General features: G+C 61.8%; 20 protein-coding genes. 7 read left to right on the top strand and 13 right to left on the bottom strand.

Going from position 1 to position 18,054, the window contains the following annotated elements; translation table 11 throughout:
* The 8 genes from EFD56_RS04175 to EFD56_RS04140 form a co-directional block, all read right to left on the bottom strand.
* Positions 1 to 1,008, bottom strand: a complete 1,008-nt coding sequence (locus tag EFD56_RS04175) for a type II secretion system F family protein (RefSeq protein ID WP_037142822.1) — start codon at positions 1,006 to 1,008, stop codon at positions 1 to 3.
* 4 nt (positions 1,009 to 1,012) lie between these two features.
* Positions 1,013 to 2,491, bottom strand: a complete 1,479-nt coding sequence (locus EFD56_RS04170) for a TadA family conjugal transfer-associated ATPase (protein ID WP_004668690.1) — start codon at positions 2,489 to 2,491, stop codon at positions 1,013 to 1,015.
* A gap of 22 nt (positions 2,492 to 2,513) precedes the next feature.
* On the bottom strand, positions 2,514 to 3,791 hold the full coding sequence (locus tag EFD56_RS04165) for a CpaE/TadZ family protein (protein WP_126904742.1): 1,278 nt from the start codon (positions 3,789 to 3,791) through the stop codon (positions 2,514 to 2,516).
* A 14-nt stretch (positions 3,792 to 3,805) separates the two neighbouring features.
* Positions 3,806 to 4,564, bottom strand: a complete 759-nt coding sequence (locus EFD56_RS04160; protein WP_012482276.1) for a CpaD family pilus assembly protein — start codon at positions 4,562 to 4,564, stop codon at positions 3,806 to 3,808.
* A complete protein-coding gene (locus EFD56_RS04155; protein ID WP_004668693.1) occupies positions 4,561 to 6,060 on the bottom strand; it encodes a type II and III secretion system protein family protein in 1,500 nt (499 codons plus the stop codon). The genes EFD56_RS04160 and EFD56_RS04155 overlap by 4 nt, the downstream gene beginning before the upstream one ends.
* Before the next feature lie 12 nt (positions 6,061 to 6,072).
* Entirely contained in the window at positions 6,073 to 6,888 is an 816-nt protein-coding gene (cpaB, locus tag EFD56_RS04150) for a Flp pilus assembly protein CpaB (protein ID WP_037142813.1), read from the bottom strand.
* A 110-nt stretch (positions 6,889 to 6,998) separates the two neighbouring features.
* Entirely contained in the window at positions 6,999 to 7,511 is a 513-nt protein-coding gene (locus EFD56_RS04145; RefSeq protein ID WP_004668695.1) for an A24 family peptidase, read from the bottom strand.
* A 124-nt stretch (positions 7,512 to 7,635) separates the two neighbouring features.
* On the bottom strand, positions 7,636 to 7,821 hold the full coding sequence (locus EFD56_RS04140) for a Flp family type IVb pilin (protein ID WP_004668696.1): 186 nt from the start codon (positions 7,819 to 7,821) through the stop codon (positions 7,636 to 7,638).
* A 378-nt stretch (positions 7,822 to 8,199) separates the two neighbouring features.
* Here EFD56_RS04140 and EFD56_RS04135 point away from each other — a divergent pair, with 378 nt between their 5' ends.
* The 7 genes from EFD56_RS04135 to EFD56_RS04105 all read left to right on the top strand — a co-directional run bounded on the left by EFD56_RS04135 (position 8,200) and on the right by EFD56_RS04105 (position 13,684).
* Positions 8,200 to 8,610 carry a pilus assembly protein N-terminal domain-containing protein gene (locus EFD56_RS04135; protein ID WP_037142807.1) on the top strand — a complete coding sequence of 137 codons (411 nt, stop codon included), beginning with the start codon at positions 8,200 to 8,202 and terminating at the stop codon, positions 8,608 to 8,610.
* A gap of 105 nt (positions 8,611 to 8,715) precedes the next feature.
* Positions 8,716 to 9,351, top strand: a complete 636-nt coding sequence (locus tag EFD56_RS04130) for a TadE/TadG family type IV pilus assembly protein (RefSeq protein WP_126904741.1) — start codon at positions 8,716 to 8,718, stop codon at positions 9,349 to 9,351.
* On the top strand, positions 9,351 to 9,932 hold the full coding sequence (locus EFD56_RS04125) for a TadE/TadG family type IV pilus assembly protein (protein WP_126904740.1): 582 nt from the start codon (positions 9,351 to 9,353) through the stop codon (positions 9,930 to 9,932). Before EFD56_RS04130 ends, EFD56_RS04125 begins: the two co-directional genes overlap by 1 nt.
* Positions 9,933 to 10,040: 108 nt before the next feature.
* Positions 10,041 to 11,261, top strand: coding sequence for a phosphopentomutase (locus EFD56_RS04120; RefSeq protein WP_126904739.1), 1,221 nt, complete (start codon positions 10,041 to 10,043; stop codon positions 11,259 to 11,261).
* Positions 11,258 to 12,226, top strand: coding sequence for an adenosine deaminase (locus EFD56_RS04115; RefSeq protein ID WP_126904738.1), 969 nt, complete (start codon positions 11,258 to 11,260; stop codon positions 12,224 to 12,226). Before EFD56_RS04120 ends, EFD56_RS04115 begins: the two co-directional genes overlap by 4 nt.
* 130 nt (positions 12,227 to 12,356) lie before the next feature.
* The gene (gene upp / locus EFD56_RS04110) at positions 12,357 to 12,986 is read left to right on the top strand and encodes a uracil phosphoribosyltransferase (protein ID WP_126904908.1); all 630 of its coding nucleotides are present in this window, start codon (positions 12,357 to 12,359) and stop codon (positions 12,984 to 12,986) included.
* A 128-nt stretch (positions 12,987 to 13,114) separates the two neighbouring features.
* Positions 13,115 to 13,684, top strand: coding sequence for a TIGR02281 family clan AA aspartic protease (locus tag EFD56_RS04105; protein WP_064826716.1), 570 nt, complete (start codon positions 13,115 to 13,117; stop codon positions 13,682 to 13,684).
* Positions 13,685 to 13,690: 6 nt separating this feature from the next.
* Here the strand turns inward: EFD56_RS04105 and deoA are convergent, their stop codons facing one another.
* From deoA to EFD56_RS04080, 5 genes are all read right to left on the bottom strand, one after another.
* On the bottom strand, positions 13,691 to 14,998 hold the full coding sequence (gene deoA, locus EFD56_RS04100; protein WP_126904737.1) for a thymidine phosphorylase: 1,308 nt from the start codon (positions 14,996 to 14,998) through the stop codon (positions 13,691 to 13,693).
* Position 14,999: 1 nt separating this feature from the next.
* Positions 15,000 to 15,776, bottom strand: a complete 777-nt coding sequence (gene deoC, locus EFD56_RS04095; RefSeq protein WP_126904736.1) for a deoxyribose-phosphate aldolase — start codon at positions 15,774 to 15,776, stop codon at positions 15,000 to 15,002.
* Positions 15,777 to 15,890: 114 nt separating this feature from the next.
* Complete coding sequence (locus EFD56_RS04090; RefSeq protein WP_037142787.1) at positions 15,891 to 16,691, bottom strand: purine-nucleoside phosphorylase; 801 nt, start codon at positions 16,689 to 16,691, stop codon at positions 15,891 to 15,893.
* Complete coding sequence (locus EFD56_RS04085; RefSeq protein WP_126904735.1) at positions 16,688 to 17,077, bottom strand: cytidine deaminase; 390 nt, start codon at positions 17,075 to 17,077, stop codon at positions 16,688 to 16,690. The genes EFD56_RS04090 and EFD56_RS04085 overlap by 4 nt, the downstream gene beginning before the upstream one ends.
* A gap of 2 nt (positions 17,078 to 17,079) precedes the next feature.
* Positions 17,080 to 18,051 (bottom strand): ABC transporter permease, encoded by a 972-nt coding sequence (locus EFD56_RS04080; protein ID WP_126904734.1) that lies wholly within the window; start codon positions 18,049 to 18,051, stop codon positions 17,080 to 17,082.
* Between the last annotated feature and the right edge of the window lie 3 nt (positions 18,052 to 18,054).

Below are 18,054 nucleotides of genomic sequence, written 5' to 3'. Positions count from 1 at the left end.
CTAGATGTCAAAATTGACCATGTTGCGCATGACGAAGATGCCGATCGACATCCAGACCGCCGAGATACCCATGATGAGATGGCCGCGCGGGTCGGTGAAAAGGATCATCATGTAGTTGGGCGAAGTCAGGTAGACGAGGGTCGCGACGATGAAGGGCAGCGCGCCGATGATGACAGCCGAGGCCTTGGCTTCCATCGACAGCGCCGACACCTTGGCCTTCATCTTGCGGCGCTCGCGCAGCACCTTGGAGAGGTTGCCGATCGCTTCCGACAGATTGCCACCGGCCTGCGACTGGATGGCGATGACGATCGCGAAGAAGTTGACTTCCTGGAGCGGCATGTGGAGCGTCATGCGGGCACAGGCGTCGGGAATGCTGAGGCCCACCTGCTGCGCCTCGATCACCCGCCGGAACTCGCTCTTGACCGGCTCGGTGCCTTCGGTTCCGATCAGCCGGATCGCATCGTTAAGCGGCAGGCCTGACTTGATCGAGCGGGTGATGACGTCGAGCGCATTGGGGAGCTCGTTGAGGAATTTGTTCTGGCGGCGCTTGATCAGGAAGCCGAGAACCCAGCGCGGCAGGCCGAGACCGGCGACGACGGCAATGCCGATCATGACCATCCACGATGCGCCGACGACTAAGGCGACGAACAGCAGCACCGAAGCGAAGACGGCACTGATGAGATAGAATTTCCCCACACTGATCGGCAGGCCGGCCTGCAACAGGCGGGATTTCATCGACAGGGTCTTGCGGGTTTTTTCGTGCTGGCGCTTTTCCAGATCCTTCAGATTGTCCTGCACCGATTTGCGCCGCTTCGACAGTTCCTGCACGCGGTCGCGGGCAGCCTTGACCTTGACCCGGTCGACCTCTGCCGATTTCACACGATTGATGCGGCTTGCCGATTTCTTGTCGGCCTCGATCCGGGAAAACATCAGGGCATAGGCGACCGCCGCCGCGGAAACTGCGGCGAGGACGACGATTGCCAGGACTATCGGATCGAACCCGAACATCAGCCTAATCCTTGGTTTTCGCTTCCATCGCGTCGAGGGCGGCGGCCAGCCGCTTTTCCTCGTTGAAATAACGCGCCCGATCCCAGAAATGCGGTTTGCCGACGCCGGTCGACATGTGCCGGCCGATCAATCGCCCTCCCGCGTCTTCGCCTTCGATCTCGTAGCGCATCAGATCCTGGGTGATGATGACGTCGCCTTCCATCCCGATCACCTCGGTAATCTGGGTGATGCGGCGCGAACCGTCGCGCAGGCGCGCCGCCTGGATGATGACGTCAACCGAGGTGGAGATGATCTCGCGCACCGTTTTTGCCGGCAGCGTGAAGCCACCCATGGCGATCATCGATTCGATACGGCTCAGACATTCGCGCGGGGTGTTGGCGTGGATCGTGCCCATCGAGCCGTCGTGGCCGGTGTTCATCGCCTGCAGCAGGTCGAAAACCTCGGGTCCGCGCACTTCGCCGACGATGATGCGCTCGGGACGCATACGCAGGCAGTTCTTGACGAGATCGCGCATGGTGATCTCGCCCTCGCCTTCGATATTCGGCGGACGCGTTTCCAGACGCACGACATGCGGCTGCTGCAGCTGCAGTTCGGCCGTGTCCTCGCAGGTGATGACGCGTTCGTCGCGATCGATATAATTGGTCAGGCAGTTCAGGAGGGTCGTTTTACCCGAACCCGTGCCGCCTGAGATGATGACGTTGCAGCGCACCCGCCCGATGATCTGCAGCACGGTCGCGCCTTCCGGCGTGATCGCGCCGAAACGGACGAGCTGATCGAGCGTCAGCTTGTCCTTCTTGAATTTGCGGATGGTGAGCGCCGGCCCGTCGATCGACAGCGGCGGCGCGATGACGTTGACGCGCGAGCCATCGGGCAGGCGTGCGTCGCAGATCGGGCTCGATTCATCGACGCGCCGGCCGACCTGGCTGACAATGCGCTGGCAGATAGACAGAAGCTGCGCGTTGTCGCGAAACCGGATTTCCGATTCGATCGTCTTGCCGCCGACTTCGATGAAGGTCTGGCCGGCGCCGTTGACCATGATGTCGGCGATGTCGTCGCGCGCCAGCAGCGGCTCCAGCGGACCATAGCCGAGGACGTCGTTGCAGATATCTTCGAGCAGTTCCTCCTGCTCGGAGATCGACATCGCGAAATTCTTGATGGTGATGATGTCGTTGACGATGTCGCGGATTTCCTCACGCGCGCTTTCGCCGTCGAGCTTGGAAAGCTGCGAGAGATCGATCGTGTCGATCAGTGCAGAAAACACCTGCTGTTTGGTGTCGTAATATTCGTCGGTGCGGACCGGCCGCTTGCGCTGCGGCGCCTGCATCGGCGGCGGCGTTACCTGCTGGCGCTGGTTCTCGCGCGCGGGTTCGACCAGAATGGAGGGAGAGGAAGCCACGGGCGCGGGCGCGGCCGGAGCCGGCGGCGGAGAGGCGATCGCACCTCCAGCCTTTCCGAAACCTTCGTTTCCGCGTTTTCCAAACATGCCGCTTCTTCTTTCTATTCGTCTACTTGCGCTTCAGGAGGCCCAGCAGGCCGCCCTTCTTCGCCTTCCTGATTGCCGCTCGGCCGGTGACTATGTGCGATATCTGCGAAAAGGTTTCCGCCGTCGGCGACCGGGGATCGACTTCCGAGATCATCCGGCCGCTGTTGGCGGCGTTGCCGAAGAGGTTGATGTCGAAGGGGATGATCGCGATCGGATCGATCTCCAGCGGCTCACAGAAATCCGACGGCGATATCTCGGGACGTTTCGGCATACCGACCTGATTGAGGATGAGATGCGGCGGCTTGTCATTCGGCCGCATCTTGCGCAGCGCATCCAGCATGTTTTTGGTGTTGCGCAGGTTGGCAAGATCGGGAACCGCCGCGATGACCACCTCGTCGACGCTCGCCAGCACCGAGCGGGTCCATTCCGACCATGCATGCGGAACGTCGAGCACGGTGACCGGGGCGCTGCGCTGCAGGACGTCGAGCACCGGCTGGAAAGCCTGGCCGTCGAAATCATAGGCGCGGTCGAGCAGCGAGGGGGCGGCGAGCAGCGACAGATGCTCGGAACATTTCGTCAGCAAGCGGTCGAGGAAGACTTCGTCGAGACGGTCGGGCGCGAAGACCGCTTCGGCGATGCCCTGGGCCGGATCCTGGTCGAAGTCGATATTCGCCGTGCCATAGGGCAGATCGAGGTCGGCAAGAATCGTCTCAGTGGAGAAGAGATTGGAGATGCCGAACGCACAATTATGGGCGATGGTCGAGGCGCCAACACCGCCCTTCGAACCGATGAAGGCGATGCTGCGGCCGAGCGGCTCGGCTTCCGGATCGACGAAGATCGAGGCCATCGCCGCAAGGATATCGGGCATGGCGACGGGCTGGACCATGTATTCGGAAATGCCGTTGCGGATCAGCTCGCGATACAGTCCGATGTCATTGTAGTAGCCGACGATGACGACCTTGGTGGTCGGATCGCAGACCGCGGCGAGCGGAGCGAGTTCGGCAAGCAGGCTTCCGACATTCGCCTTGGTCTCGAGGATGATGAGGTTCGGCGTCGGCGCACCGGAAAACATATTGGCGGCAGCGGCGATACCGCCGCTGGTGATGCGCAGGCTGACCTTCGCCATGCGCCGGTCATTGGCGCAGCGCTCCATGACGTTCTGCAAGGTCTCGCTCTCGCAGAAGGCGTGGACGGAGATGCGCGGCAGCGGCCGCATGGCCTCCAGATCCGCCATGCGCACCGCCTCCTCGACATGACGAAGCTCGCTGGGATTCTTGATCTCGTATTCGATGGCACTCATCGTCCCGTCTCGCCTCAGAAGCTGCTGTCGCTACCGGCGACATCTTCGATCGTCGTTGTCGTCGTTCGGTATTCCTGGATCGCGTTGTTGCGCCGCTGCGCGTCGATCGGCGTCATGCCGCGAGGCGCCACCAGATCCTCCGGATTGGCGACCTGGGCGGCGAGGTTGTTCTGTGTGGCGCAGCCGAAATTATAGTAATTCTGATTGGCGAAATCGTTCGAGATGTCCTTCGGCCATTGACCGCACTGCGTGGTGATCGCGGTCGTGCCGGTGAAGCTCAGGCGGATTGGTGCCGCATCGCCGGCACCGGCGGCGGCGTAGGAGGTATTGATGATTTTCGAGCTCGCGATCCCTCTCGACGCCAGCTCCGCACGGACCTGATTGCGCAGCTGATGGGCCGCCGCCGAATTCGGCGAACCTTCCGGCGACAAGACGTAGACCGGGCCGGAGGCGCGGGAGACATAGTTTGCGGCAAAGCCGCGGATGAGGTCGCGCTGGGCGATGGTCAGGCGCCGATCGGTGGAAGCAACCGGAATATCCACCGTCTGCTCGGCCTCGGTGACGATGATCGGGTGACGGGCACGGTAATCATCCGGGATGCCGCCGGTCGTCAGCTGGTCGTGCGGACCGGCGCATCCGGAAAGGACCGCCACTGAAACGGCGGCCGTGACGAAGAGCGCCTTGGAGATTGCGAGCCGGGGTGTCGTCCAATTCATGAAGGCCATCGCCTGATCTCTGTTCTGTGCCATTGCTGCCGATGCCTCTCCACTCATTTGTAGATAAACCCGATCGAGCCGTGGAACTGTGCATCCGCGACGGGTGCCTCGCGGCGGCCATAGACCTTGTTGACACGGTTGAGGAAGAAGGTCGCACCGTCATTCTCGGGGCTGAAATTGTCATCCGGCCGGTTCAGCTGGTTGCGCGCCACCGGACGCACCAGATAGGGCGTCGCGATGATGACGAGCTCGGTTTCCTGACGCTCAAAGCCCTTCTGACGGAACAGCGTTCCGAGCAGCGGAATCTTCGAGACGCCGGGCGTGCCGCCCATCGTCTGGGAGACATTGTCGCGGATGAGGCCGGCGAGTGCGATCGAGCCGCCCGAGGGCAGCTCCACCGAGGTCTCTGCCGAACGGCGCTGGTAGGTGGCGTTGCCGCTGCCGGCCACCGGCTCGGAGACGTTGGTCTTGATCTCCAGGCTGATACGCCCCGACGACAGCACGACCGGCTTGAAGGCGAGGTTGATACCGTAATTGAAGGGAACGACAGTGACGTTGCCGTCATTGTCGGTCGTCGAATAGAGCTGCTGGCCGCCGGAATTGAATGTCGCCGCCTGGCCCGAGATCGCCGTCAAAGTCGGCTCGGCCAGGGTCCTGACGACCTTGGCCTGTTCCAGCGCGTTGAGATAGGTGGAGATATCGTATTTGCCGATCGAGCTCTTGAAGAGAGCCGCCAGGCCGCCGCCAACCGTCGCCGTCGCGCTGTCGGCGCTAGGCGTGCCGAGCTGGGCGACCGTCATGCCGGAGGAATTGGATATCAGGTTGTCGAAGCCGAGCTGCTTCAGCACCTCACGACGGACCTCGGCGATCGTCACCTTGAGGGTGACCTGGTCCTCACCCTCGATCTTCAGCAGATTGACGACCTGGGAGGTCTGCCGGCCTTCGGCAAAGAGCGCCACCGCGCTGTCGCCGCCGGTGCCGGACGCTGTCTCTGTTCTCGTCGTCGCCTCGCCGCCTTTCAGGAACACCTGGGCGAGATCGGCGGCCTGCGTGGCGTCCTGCGGGGTGCGCACGGTGCCGGTCAGGACGATGTTGTCGGAGACGATTTCGACGTTGATATTGGAGTCGGGAATGAAGCGGCGGAGATTGGCTTCGAGACCGGAGACGTCGCGTTCGATCTCGATATCGAGGTTGATGATCTCCTGCCCGCCGGCGCCGAAGACAAATATATTCGTCTGACCGACCTTCTTGCCGAACAGGTAGATGCGTCGCGACGTCCGCGTCACGGCATCGGCCATGCTCGGATCGGATACAAGAATATCGTGCGCATCCTCCGGCAGATCGACGACGACAGCCTTGTTCAGCCCGAGTTTGAGCCGACGGTGGGCGTCGGGGCCGGTCTGCGCGATGCGGATAAGGTTTCCGGAATCGGCACGCGCCTCATCGACGGCGAGAAGCGGCCCGAAAGTGGCTGGCGCCATGCCGGTGACACTGATCGCAAGCGAAAGGCTGCCTGTCAGGAGAAGCTTGGCGCGCCGCGTTGAATTGCCCATTTGCACGTCCTTTTATTCCGGCTTCGGCGCTGCGCCGGCATCCGTTACGATGGATCCCGACTTGATGACCTGAATGATCGCACTGCCGTTGTCGCCGCTCAGCAGATAATCGGCGGCGCTGGTATCCTGCTCCTGGGCATCGGCGACCGAGCGCAACGCAAGCGACAGCCGGTCGGCCATCTGTTGAGCGACGGCGAGAACCTTGGTCTGATCGGGTGTCAGCTCGAGCGTCGCGGTCGTTCCCACAACTGCCTTGGAACCATCGTCCTTTTCCTGGATCTGCTGGTCGATGGCGAGAACACGGACATTGCTCAGCACCGTCTCGGTGATGAGCTTGTTGGCCTCGGTGCCCTTGCGGACCATGATGACGTCGACGCGGTCGTTCGGCAGGATGAAGCCGCCGGCGCCCGTTGCCACGGAGATCTCGGTCGCAACGGCGCGTTTGCCGGCCGGCAACAGCGATGACAGGATACGGCTGCTGGAATCGGCGACCTTTTCCGGCCGGATCGGCTCACCTTCGAAGATCGGCAGGCGCACGACGGCGCCCTGCAGATCCTTGATCGCATCCGGCTTTTCGATATCGGTGATGAGACCCGGGACGACGCCGCCCTGCGGCCAGGCCATCCAGTGCACCGAGCCCTCCTCCAGCCTTTGGCCAACCGCAAGATTGCCGCTGGAGACGAGAACATTGACGGTAGGTTCCTTCTCGATGACCGACTGCACCTGGGTGACGACGCCACCGCTGCCGGCCATGCGCATTGCCAGGAGGCCGGCGAGGCCGGCTGCCACCACGGCGACAGCGAGAATTATAAGGCGGGCCGGTTTCATCGATCATTCCCCAAGGCACGATATGTTCGCCCTGCAGAATGCTCAGCAATTGGTATAATTATGGTTAATGGAACGCTTACATTTTAAGTTAACGGGCATTTAAAATGCCGTTATTTCAGGCTTTCCAGCGCGGCGATGAAGATCGGCGAGGACGGAAAGGCCATGAAGCCACCAATCGCGATCGCGATGCCATAAGGGATCTTCTTGGCGACCAGCACCGAGTCCGGCAGCGGCAGGCCAATTGCGAGAATGGTGTTCGACTGGGTTCTCACCAGCAGGATAAGCAAGGTGATGAGACCGCCGACCGCAGCCACGTCGGCCATCAGCAGCGTAAGCGACTGGTTCAGGCCGAACCAGAGCGCGGTGGCGCTCAACAGCTTGGCGTCTCCACCGCCCATCACATTGAATGCAAAAAGCGCAAAACAAGCGGCAAGCACGATAGCGGCGGCGGCAAGATGCATGCCGATCGCCTGAAGGCCAAAACCCAAGAACGGCGCCAGCACCAGGAACGAGACGATAAGGATCAGGGAAACGCGGTTCGGAATCGTCATGGTGAACAGGTCCGAGAAGGCCGCCATGGCGAGGCAGAGTGGCAGAACGACAAAAACACCAGCTGCGATCATGTCTATACCCGATCGTCGTAAGATACGAAAAGGCTCACGGCTGTGCAGCGCGTGAGCCCGCTCGACAGACCAGCCGGAGCAGTTCCGGCCAGAATCAGGAAGATGCCGCCTCGCGGCACCTCGCTTAGTTGGCAGCCGAAGTGGCGCCGTCCATCTTGGTGCTCAGGCCGTTGAACGTGTTGCCGATCTTGGAACCGAGGCTCGTTGCGCCGGTGATGAGCGCGACGGAAATGAGAGCGGCGATCAGGCCGTATTCGATTGCGGTCGCGCCGGATTCGTCCTTCAGAAAACGGCTAAAAAGCTTGGTCATGGTTACTCCTAACTCCAGTTGATGTTCAGCACGTCCGCCAACTGTTGCCGTTGATCGGATGACCGCAATCTAGTGAATGGGCGTTTCCATCGGCTTAAGAAAAAGAGTTAACGAGATGTGAAGGCAATAAGAGACTGCAGTAGGGTAAGTATTACCTTATTCATTTCTCTCAATATTTAACGATATTCCTGGTTTAAAGGCGGGTTTCATCTAAAAATAGCACAGGCGCACTTCCAACTGAGACGTGCACCACCCCGAGCGCGTGCCAAATCGGTTCATCCTGCCTCACCCCGAAACACCATAGGGAGCTTAAAGCTTCATTCACCATTTTTTTCCATTCTATGCACCTGTTGCGCTGTGATCATGAAAGAGGACCAAATGTCATCGAGCGGCAAAACCGTTTTCTTTGCCGGCATGATCGCCGTTTTCGGTGTTTCGGGAATTTCCGCGGCCGCAGACGATGATATGCTGCGTGTCTATATGGATCACGCGCGCGTACTGAAGCTCGACCGCCCCGTCAGCAAGGTGATCGTCGGCAATGCAAAGGTCGCCGACGCGACCGTGGCCGATGCCAAGACGATCGTGCTGACAGGACGCAGCTTCGGCACCACCAATCTCGTTCTGCTGGACGCCGACGGCAACGCCATCCTCGACGAGCGCATCCTGGTTTCGATCGACGAGGGCAACACGGTGCGCGTCTACCGGCAGACAGAGCGCTCCGTGCTGTCTTGCACGCCGAATTGCGAGCAGCACGCGCAGCAAGCGGCCGACAGCAGCACGTCACCTTGATCGGCTCGGATCTTCGCCAATCGTTAAAATCGTCGTATCGGACTGAAACGGAAAATCAACGAACGGACCCTAGTGTGGCAGGCAGATGTCGCTCGGGTCCAGGCAATGACGATAGTTGATCAGAAGACGGATGGGGAGCGCGCGTTCGCGCCGTTCCGTTTCGCCCAGTTTCGCGCTGCCGCCCGATCGCGCGACGGCGCAGCGGCGATCGAATTCGCCCTGCTTGCCATCCCTTATTTCGTCGTGATCTTCGCGATCCTCGAAACCTTCATCGCCTTTGCCGCCGAAGAACTCGTCTCCAATGCCGTCGATACGATGAGCCGGCGGATGCGGACCGGGCAGGTCACCTACAATCTCGGCCGCACGACCGATATGACCCAGACGCAATTTCGGCAGGCCTTCTGCAACGAGATCGCGATCCTGATCAGCTGCTCGGCGACCGAGGCGGCGACGCCGAGCAAGCTCTATCTCGATGTGCAGACCTTCGCCACCTTCTCGGCCATTCCGACGACGATCCCCAAGCTCTCCACCGACAGATATTCCGACATCAACACGGCCGCCATCAAATATTCGCCCGGTGCCGCCGGCTCGATCAACATGCTGCGCGCCTACTATCGCTGGGAAATCATCACGGATCTGGTCCGGCCTTACATCACGACGATCCGTCCCTCCGACGGTTCGATGCCGACGCAATATCTGATTATCGCAACCGCGGCCTTCCAGAACGAGCAGTATCCATAATGGCATTGCGCAACCCGTTCACCAGACTGGCACTGACGGCGCGGCGGCTGATCCGAGAGCGCAAGGGCGCCGGCGCGATCGAGTTTGCGATCCTCTTTCCCGTGCTCATCATGCTCTATATCGGCGCTTTCGAGATCACGATCGGCCTCAGCGTCTCCAAGCGCGCGACCCGCGCCGCCGGTTCGATCGCCGACTTGGTCACCCAGCAGCAATCCATCACGAAGAGCACACTCACAGAGATGCGGTCGGTCGCAACCGCGATCTTCGTGCCCTACAATTCGACCTCGCTGACCCTGAAGATCACCGGGATTACCGTCGACGCCAGCGCCAATCCCAAGGTACTCTGGTCCTGGGCGCAGGACGGGAGCGCGCCCTATGCCAAGAACACCGCCGTCAGCAACATACCCGCCGACATGAAGACGGCCAACAGCTTCCTCGTCCGCACCGAACTCAGCATTCCCTATACGATGTTCCTGTTCGCGCCGAATTTCATGCCGGATGGCATGCGCACGATCACCATCAGCCGCAGCTATTTCTACCGCCAGCGGCAGGGCGAATCGATCCCCTGCGGCGACTGCTGACGCCCCTCCCCCATCTCGAATTTGCCAAGCCGGGCGCGGCATTATATGCCTGGGCCGCAACCGCTTCCGATATCCCGGAGGTCGGCGATCGGTCCTTTCGGGGGTAAAATGGCGCGTGCCTTTCTTTTCGTTCTCGATTCCTTCGGCGTCGGCGGCGCGCCGGATGCGGCCGCTTATGGCGACGAAGGCGCCGATACGCTCGGCCATATCGCCGAATTCTGCGCCGCCGGAGCCGGGGATCGCGCCGGGCTGCGCAGCGGACCGCTTTGCCTGCCGAATATGTCCGAGCTTGGGCTGATGCATATCGCGCGCGCGGCCTCCGGTCAGTTTCCGGCCGGCATGCCTCTTCCGGAGAAGGTATACGGCGTTTATGGGACCGCCAACGAAATTTCCCGCGGCAAGGACACGCCCTCGGGCCATTGGGAGATCGCGGGCACGCCGGTCAATTTCGACTGGGGTTATTTCCCGACGGAGGGCGACGCCTTCCCGGCGGAACTGATAGAGGCCTTGTGCCAAGACGGCGATGTGCCCGGCATTCTCGGCAACTGCCACGCATCAGGAACCGAGATCATCGCCCGGCTCGGCGAAGAGCATATCCGCACCGGCAAGCCGATCTGTTATACGTCTTCGGATTCAGTCTTCCAGGTCGCCGCGCACGAAGCGCATTTCGGTCTCGATCGGCTGCTCGCCTTCTGCCAAATCGCCCGCGGGCTGCTCGATCCCTACAATATAGGCCGCGTCATCGCTCGGCCCTTCATCGGCCAGTCGGCTTCCACCTTCCAGCGCACCGGAAATCGGCGCGACTTCTCGGTGCTACCGCCGGAACCGACATTGCTCGACAGGCTGCTCCAGCACGGCCGGCACGTGCATGCCGTCGGGAAGATCGGCGATATCTTTGCCCATCAGGGAATTTCGCGCGTCATCAAGGCGACAGGCAACGAGGCGCTGATGGATGCGTCGCTGTCGGCGATCGACGCGGCGGAAGACGGCGATCTCGTCTTCACCAATTTCGTCGATTTCGACATGAATTACGGCCATCGCCGTGATGTGCCGGGCTATGCCGCAGCTCTCGAAGCCTTCGATGCGCGCCTGCCTGAGGTCCACAAGAAGCTGAAGCCCGGCGACCTCGTCGTGCTCACCGCCGATCATGGCTGCGATCCGACCTGGCGCGGCACGGACCATACGCGCGAACGCGTGCCGGTTATCGCCTATGGCCCCGGCATCCGGTCGCGTTCGATCGGGGTGCGCCGCAGCTATGCCGATATCGGCGAAAGCATTGCGCGTCATCTCGGCATTCCGGCCGGGCCGCACGGAAGGAGTTTTCTGTGACATCACATTTGAAGAAGGTCGAGCTGCACTGCCATCTGGAGGGTGCGGCACCGCCAGCTTTGACCGAGGCGCAGGCGCGGAAATACGGGATCGACATTAGCGGGCAGCTTCGCGAAGGCGCCTATGTCTGGCATGATTTCGCAAGTTTTCTCGAATGTTACGACAAGGTTTCGGAAGTCTACAAGACCGAGGAGGACTATGCGCTTCTGACCGAAACCTATCTCGATGAACTCGCCGCCATCAACACGATCTACAGCGAACTCATCGTGTCGCCCGATCACGGCAAACGTATCGGGCTCGGCGCCGATGCCTATATATCGGGTGTCTGCCAAGGCATCCGGCGCGCTCGGGAAAAGAGCGGCATCGAGGCCCGGCTGATCGTCACCGGCGAGCGGCATTTCGGCCCGGAGAGCGTGATCGGGGCGGCGGAATATGCGGCCAAGGCAGGCAACCCCCTGATCACCGGCTTCAACCTGGCCGGCGAAGAGCGCATGGGCCGTGTCGCCGACTATGCCCGCGCCTTCGATATCGCCCGCGATGCCGGCCTCGGTCTTACCATCCATGCCGGCGAGGTCTGCGGCGCCTTCAGCGTCGCCGATGCGCTCGATGCGGTGCGCCCCGCGCGCATCGGCCATGGCGTGCGCGCCATCGAGGATCTCGATCTGGTGAAGCGGCTTGCCGATCTCGGCACCGTGCTCGAGGTCTGCCCCGGCTCGAATATCGCCCTTCGGGTCTTTCCCGATTTCGCTTCGCATCCGCTGCGCCGGCTGAAGGAAGCGGGTGTGCCGGTGACGATCAGCTCGGATGATCCGCCCTTCTTCCATACGTCGCTCGAGCGGGAATATGCGCTTGCCGCTGAGGTTTTCGGCTTCGACAATGCGGAGATCGACGCCATGACGCGCACCGCCATCGAAGCAGCCTTCGTCGACGAGGAGACGCGGAAGACGCTGCTCGCCCGCCTTTGAGGCGAGAGCCTTTCCTAACCGGGAAAGGCTCCGGAGGTTGGGGAAGATCGGCGCAAATTCGGCTGCACTCTTGCGGTCGGGCCAATTTCCGTGAAAGAAACATTCGATAGAAAGAATGAAAGGCTTCCCCATGGACGGCGTCACGGTCATCGATCATCCGCTTGTGCAGCACAAGCTCACCATCATGCGGCGCAAGGAGACATCGACGGGAAGTTTCCGGCGGCTGCTGCGCGAAATCTCGACGCTGCTCTGTTACGAGGTCACCCGCGACCTCGAGCTGACGATGGAAACGATCGAGACGCCGCTGCAGACGATGGACTCGCCGATCCTGGAAGGCAAGAAGCTGGTCTTCGCCTCGATCCTGCGCGCCGGCAACGGCCTGCTCGAGGGCATGCTCGATCTCGTGCCGTCCGCCCGCGTCTCGCATATCGGCGTCTACCGCGACCACGAGACGCTGCAGCCGGTCGAATATTATTTCAAGGCGCCGGAAGATGTGGCCGAGCGGCTGATCATCGTCGTCGATCCGATGCTGGCAACCGGCAATTCGTCGATCGCGGCGATCGACAAGCTGAAGGAACGCGGCGCTCACAATATCCGCTTCCTCTGCCTGCTTGCCGCCCCGGAAGGCATCCGCAACTTCCGCGCGGCGCATCCCGATGTTCCGGTCTTCACCGCGGCAATCGACAGCCACCTCAACGAGAAGGGCTATATCGTGCCCGGCCTTGGCGACGCCGGCGACCGCATGTACGGCACCAAGTAATTTCAGCCTTCCTTTACCAAATCGAAAGAGTTTTACGGCCCGGCGGTTCGCGCCGGGCCGTTTTCGTGCCGATATTAGCAACTTATCAGCACTTCAGGCTTAGCAGTCTGAAAGCATGAGGGCCTCGCATGAAGCGAGGTTTATACAGGAAGGATTTCTGTTTCATGCTCGTGCGTACCATCATATTCGCCAGCATCGCCGCGGTGCTCGCCACACAAGTGCCATCCTTCTTCGCCGGCACCGGCCCACAGCCCGCCAACACTCTTTCCGCCAATTACATCTCGAGCGAAAGCGGCATGCCCGCAGCCCCCGCACCCGCCTCCGGCAGCAATGTAATCCGCCTGCAGGCAGATGCGCAGGGCCACTATACCGGCAGTTTCAAGATCAACGGCAAGCCGGTGCAAGGCTTGATCGATACCGGCGCCACCTATGTCGCGCTCAACGAGACGCTGGCGCGCCGGATGGGCTTCACCGCCAACCAGCTCGATTTCCGCTATGGCGTCAACACCGCGAACGGCCAGACAAAGGCCGCGCATGTGACACTCGACCGGATCGAAATCGGCGGCATCCGGGTCCGGGATGTCGAAGCCTTCGTCCTCAAGGACGAAGCGCTGACGACGACGCTGGTCGGCATGAGCTTCCTGAAGAAGCTCGCCTCCTATTCCGTCGCTGACGGCTCGCTCAGCCTCAAGCAATAGACTGTGTCAGACAAGGCCTGAAATGATCGGGTTCAGCGCCGGCGCGTCCTCGGTGATGCGGTAGTGCGCGGCAAGTGCTGCGGCTGCCCTTTCCGCCGCGGCTTCGTCGGCGGCGTGAACGAGGGCGATCGGCTCGCCGGCATTCACGCGGGTGCCAAGCGGCAGCAGTTCGGAGAAGCCGACGCGGTGATCGATCCGATCGGCGGGATGGCGCCGTCCGCCGCCAAGATCGATGACGCTGACACCGATGCCACGGGCGTCGCAGGCGGCAAGCCAGCCGGACCGCGCGGCCGCAACAGGCTTTTCGACCGGCGCTCTAGCGAGGTACTTGTCCGGGTTCTCGATCAGATCGGCCGGGCCGCCGAGCATGGATACCATGCGCGCAAAAATCTCGGCCGCCTTCCCCGACGACAGGGCCCGGCGCGCCATTGCCTCGCCTTCCTCAGGCAAAGCGGCAATGCCCGATTTCTCCAGCATCTCGGCGGCGAAGGCCAGAACGACAGTCTCGAGCCGCGTATTACCTTTCCTGCCTGCCAGGAAATCCAGGCAGTTGCGCATCTCGACGGCGTTGCCGGCGCTATCGGCGAGCGGCTCGTTCATGTCGGTGATGAGCGCCGAAGTCTTCACGCCCGCGCCATTCGCCACCTCGACCAGCGACCGTGCCAGCATTTCCGCCTGATCGCGCTCAGCCATGAAGGCTCCGTTGCCGACCTTGACGTCGAGCACCAGCGTCTGAAGACCGGCGGCAAGCTTCTTGGAGAGGATGGAGGCGGTGATCAAGGGAATGGAATCGACGGTGGCGGTTACATCGCGCACGGCGTAGAGCCTGCCGTCAGCTGGCGCCAAAGCGCCGGTCTGGCCGATGATAGCGCATCCTGCCTGCTTGACCACCCGGTGAAACAGATCCGCATCCGGAGTGATCATATAGCCGGGAATGGATTCAAGCTTATCGAGCGTGCCGCCGGTATGGCCGAGGCCGCGGCCTGATATCATCGGGACTGCAAGGCCGCAGGCGGCCGCGATCGGCGCCAGCATCAGCGAGACATTGTCGCCGACGCCTCCGGTCGAATGTTTGTCGGCAATCGGACGGTCGATATCGGCCCATTGCAGGCGATCGCCGGAATCGGCCATCGCCAGGGTCAAGGCAACGATTTCCTGGCGCGACATGCCCTTGAACCAGACGGCCATGGCGAAGGCGCCGATCTGGCCCTCGGACAATCGACCGGCGGCAAGCGCATCGATGAAAGACCGGATCTCGGCGGCGGCGAGTTCGCCGCCGTCGCGCTTGCGCCGGATGATCTCCTGCGGGATCATCTCAATAGCCCGACGCCGCAGCCGATGCCGGCTGCGCTCCGCTGAGAACCGCCAGGATGTCGTCGAGCAGGCCGGAAGCGCCGAAGCGGAAGGTCGAGGGCATCGCCCAATCCGGCGCCATGATGGTTTCGGCGAGGCTGAGATAGAGCGCCGCATCGGCCACCGAGCCGATGCCGCCGGCCGGTTTGAAGCCAACCTTGCGTCCGCTTTCGCGAATGGCCCGGATCATGATGTCGGCGGCTTCGAGCGTGGCATTGACGGCCACCTTGCCTGTCGAAGTCTTGATGAAATCGGCGCCGGCTTCAATGGCAAGTTCGGAGGCGCGGCGGATCAATGCCGCCTCCTTCAATTCGCCGGTCTCGATGATGACCTTCAGCAGAACCGGCCCAGTGCATTCTGCGCGCACGGCACGGACCATGTCGGTCACCGCCTTCTCATCGCCAGCTATGAACTTGCGGTAGGGGATGACCAGATCGATCTCATCGGCGCCGTCGGCAATCGCCTCGCGGGTTTCGGCGGCGACATCGGCCGCTTCCATCTCGCCCGCCGGGAAATTGACCACGGTCGCGATGCGCACGGCATGGCCGGTGCCGAGGACATTGCGGGCCTGGGCGACGAAGCGCGGCCAGATGCAGATTGCAGCGCTGTTGCCGTAGGGCGTCTGCGCGCGGGCGCAGAGCGCTTCGATCTGCGCCTCGGTGCAATCGTCCTTCAGATTGGTGAGATCGAGAAGGGAAAGGGCGACAGCCGCCGTCTCCCGGATGGAATGGCTATTCATTTTCACTTCCTCTAGAGCATGATGCCGAAAAGTGTGAGCGGGTTTCGGACGACATCATGCTCTCGCTCTTGAATGTAGAACAGGATTCAGATTTTACGCCGACCCGGCCTAAAATCATCTTGCTCCGGCGGCAATCATCTCTTTCAATATGGCGGCGAGACGGGCGCCGCCGATGGGCGCCATGTCCTTGGTTTCTTCATGGCTGAGTTCGTTGCCGGTCATGCCTGCTCCATAGTTGGTGATAACCGAGGCCGCCGCAACCCTCAGGCCCAGCATTCTTGCGATGATGACCTCGGGCACCGTCGACATGCCGACGGCATCGGCGCCGAGGATGCGCGCCATGCGGATTTCGGCCGGCGTTTCGAAGCTTGGGCCGGAGAACCACATGTAAACACCCTGGGCCAGTTCGATCTTGAGCTTTGCCGCAGCCTTCCGCATCGCGGCGGCAAGGTCGGTATCATAGGCATTGGTCATGCCGACGAAACGGTGATCGCTTTCCTCGCCGATCAGCGGGTTCATGCCGGAATAGTTGATATGGTCGGTGATCTGCATCACCGAACCGGGCGGCATGTCCTCACGCAGCGATCCTGCTGAATTGGTCAGAATCAGCGCCTCGACGCCGAGCGCCTTCAACACCTCGAGCGGCAGGCGCATGGCATTGGCATCGCCCTTCTCGTAATAATGGACGCGGCCGGAGAGCATGATCACGGGCACGCCGCCAAGGCGGCCGGCGACGACTTCGCCCGCATGGCCGGAGACGGCGCTGACAGGAAAGCCCGGCAGGTCGCGATAGGGAATACGCACGGCGCCGTCCAATTGGTCAACGAGGGAGCCGAGACCGGAGCCGAGCACGATGCCATGGCGCGGTTTGATGGCGCCGAGCAAGGCGACAAGCAGTTCGACCGTCGCCTTCATCCGAGTTCGGTCTCGAAGCTGAAAGGCAGGAGCTCGTCCATCGTCATGGTTTTCTGCACGCCGGCCTCATCGCAGAGATAGATCTTCGTGTCCTTGGAAGCGAATTCGGAAATCTTCTGGCGGCAGCCGCCGCAGGGTGGGCAGAGCGGCAGTTTCTCGGCAATGACAGCCATTTCGACGATCTTCCGGGCGCCGCCCATGATCATGGCGCTGATTGCCGTCGGCTCGGCGCACCAGCCTTGTGGAAAGGAGAGGTTTTCAATGTTGGCCCCGGTATAGACCTTGCCGTCCTCGGCGCGGATCGCCGCGCCAACCGGGAATTTCGAATAGGGTGCATGGGCAAAGGCCATGGCGCCGCGCGCGGCTTCGAACAGGTCGTGGGACATGATCAACGCTCCTTGGTATAGGGCACGCCGCCGGCCTTCGGCGGGGTCGCGACGCCGATAAAGCCGGCGAGCAGGATGCAGGTGAGGACATAGGGCAGCGCCTGGAAGATTTGCACCGGAACCTCACCGATCAGCGGCACCTGCTTGCCCTGCATGAAATTCGCCAGCGCGTCGAGGAAACCAAAGAGCAGGCAGGCGAGCATGACCGGCACCGGTTTCCACTTGGCGAAGACCAGAGCGGCGAGCGCGATGTAGCCCTTACCCGCCGACATGTCCTTGATGAAGGCAGCGGATTGGGCGATGGCGAGATAAGTGCCGGAAAAGCCGCAGAGAATACCGGCGCACATGACCGCGCGGTAGCGCAGCCAGGTGACCGAAATGCCCGCGGTGTCGACCGCGCCCGGATTTTCACCGACGGCGCGAAGCCTGAGGCCGAAGCGCGTGCGGTAGAGCACCCACCAGGAGAAGGGCACGGCGAGGAAAGCGAGGTACGTCAGGATATTATTGCCCGATATGACGCCGGCATAGAGCGGACCGATGATCGGCACATTATGAATGGCATCTGCGCCCGGCAGGATGATCGGCGCGAAGCGCGCTTCCGGCAACAGCTGCGGCGTGCGGCCGCCCTGGCCAAACCAGGCCTGCCCCAGGACAATGGTGATGCCGGCGATGAAGAAATTGATGGCGACGCCCGAGACGATCTGATTGCCGCGATTGGTGATCGAGGCGAAGCCGTGCACCAGACTGAGCGCCACCGAACAGACGATGCCGGCGCCGAGCCCCAGCCAAGCCGAACCAGAGAGATAGGCGATGCAGGCTGCGGCGAAGGCCGAGCCCAGCATCTTGCCTTCGAGGCCAATATCGAAAACGCCCGCGCGCTCGGAAAACAGGCCGGCGAGCGCCGTGAAGATCAGCGGAATGGAGAGCCGTACCGTCGAACTCAGGACGTTGATGAAGATTTCATAGTAATCCATCGT

This window comes from Rhizobium phaseoli (assembly GCF_003985125.1).
GTDB classification, from domain to species: domain Bacteria; phylum Pseudomonadota; class Alphaproteobacteria; order Rhizobiales; family Rhizobiaceae; genus Rhizobium; species Rhizobium phaseoli.
The sequence above is the reverse complement of the archived record's forward strand: the minus strand, read 5'-3'. Positions and strand labels throughout refer to the sequence as shown.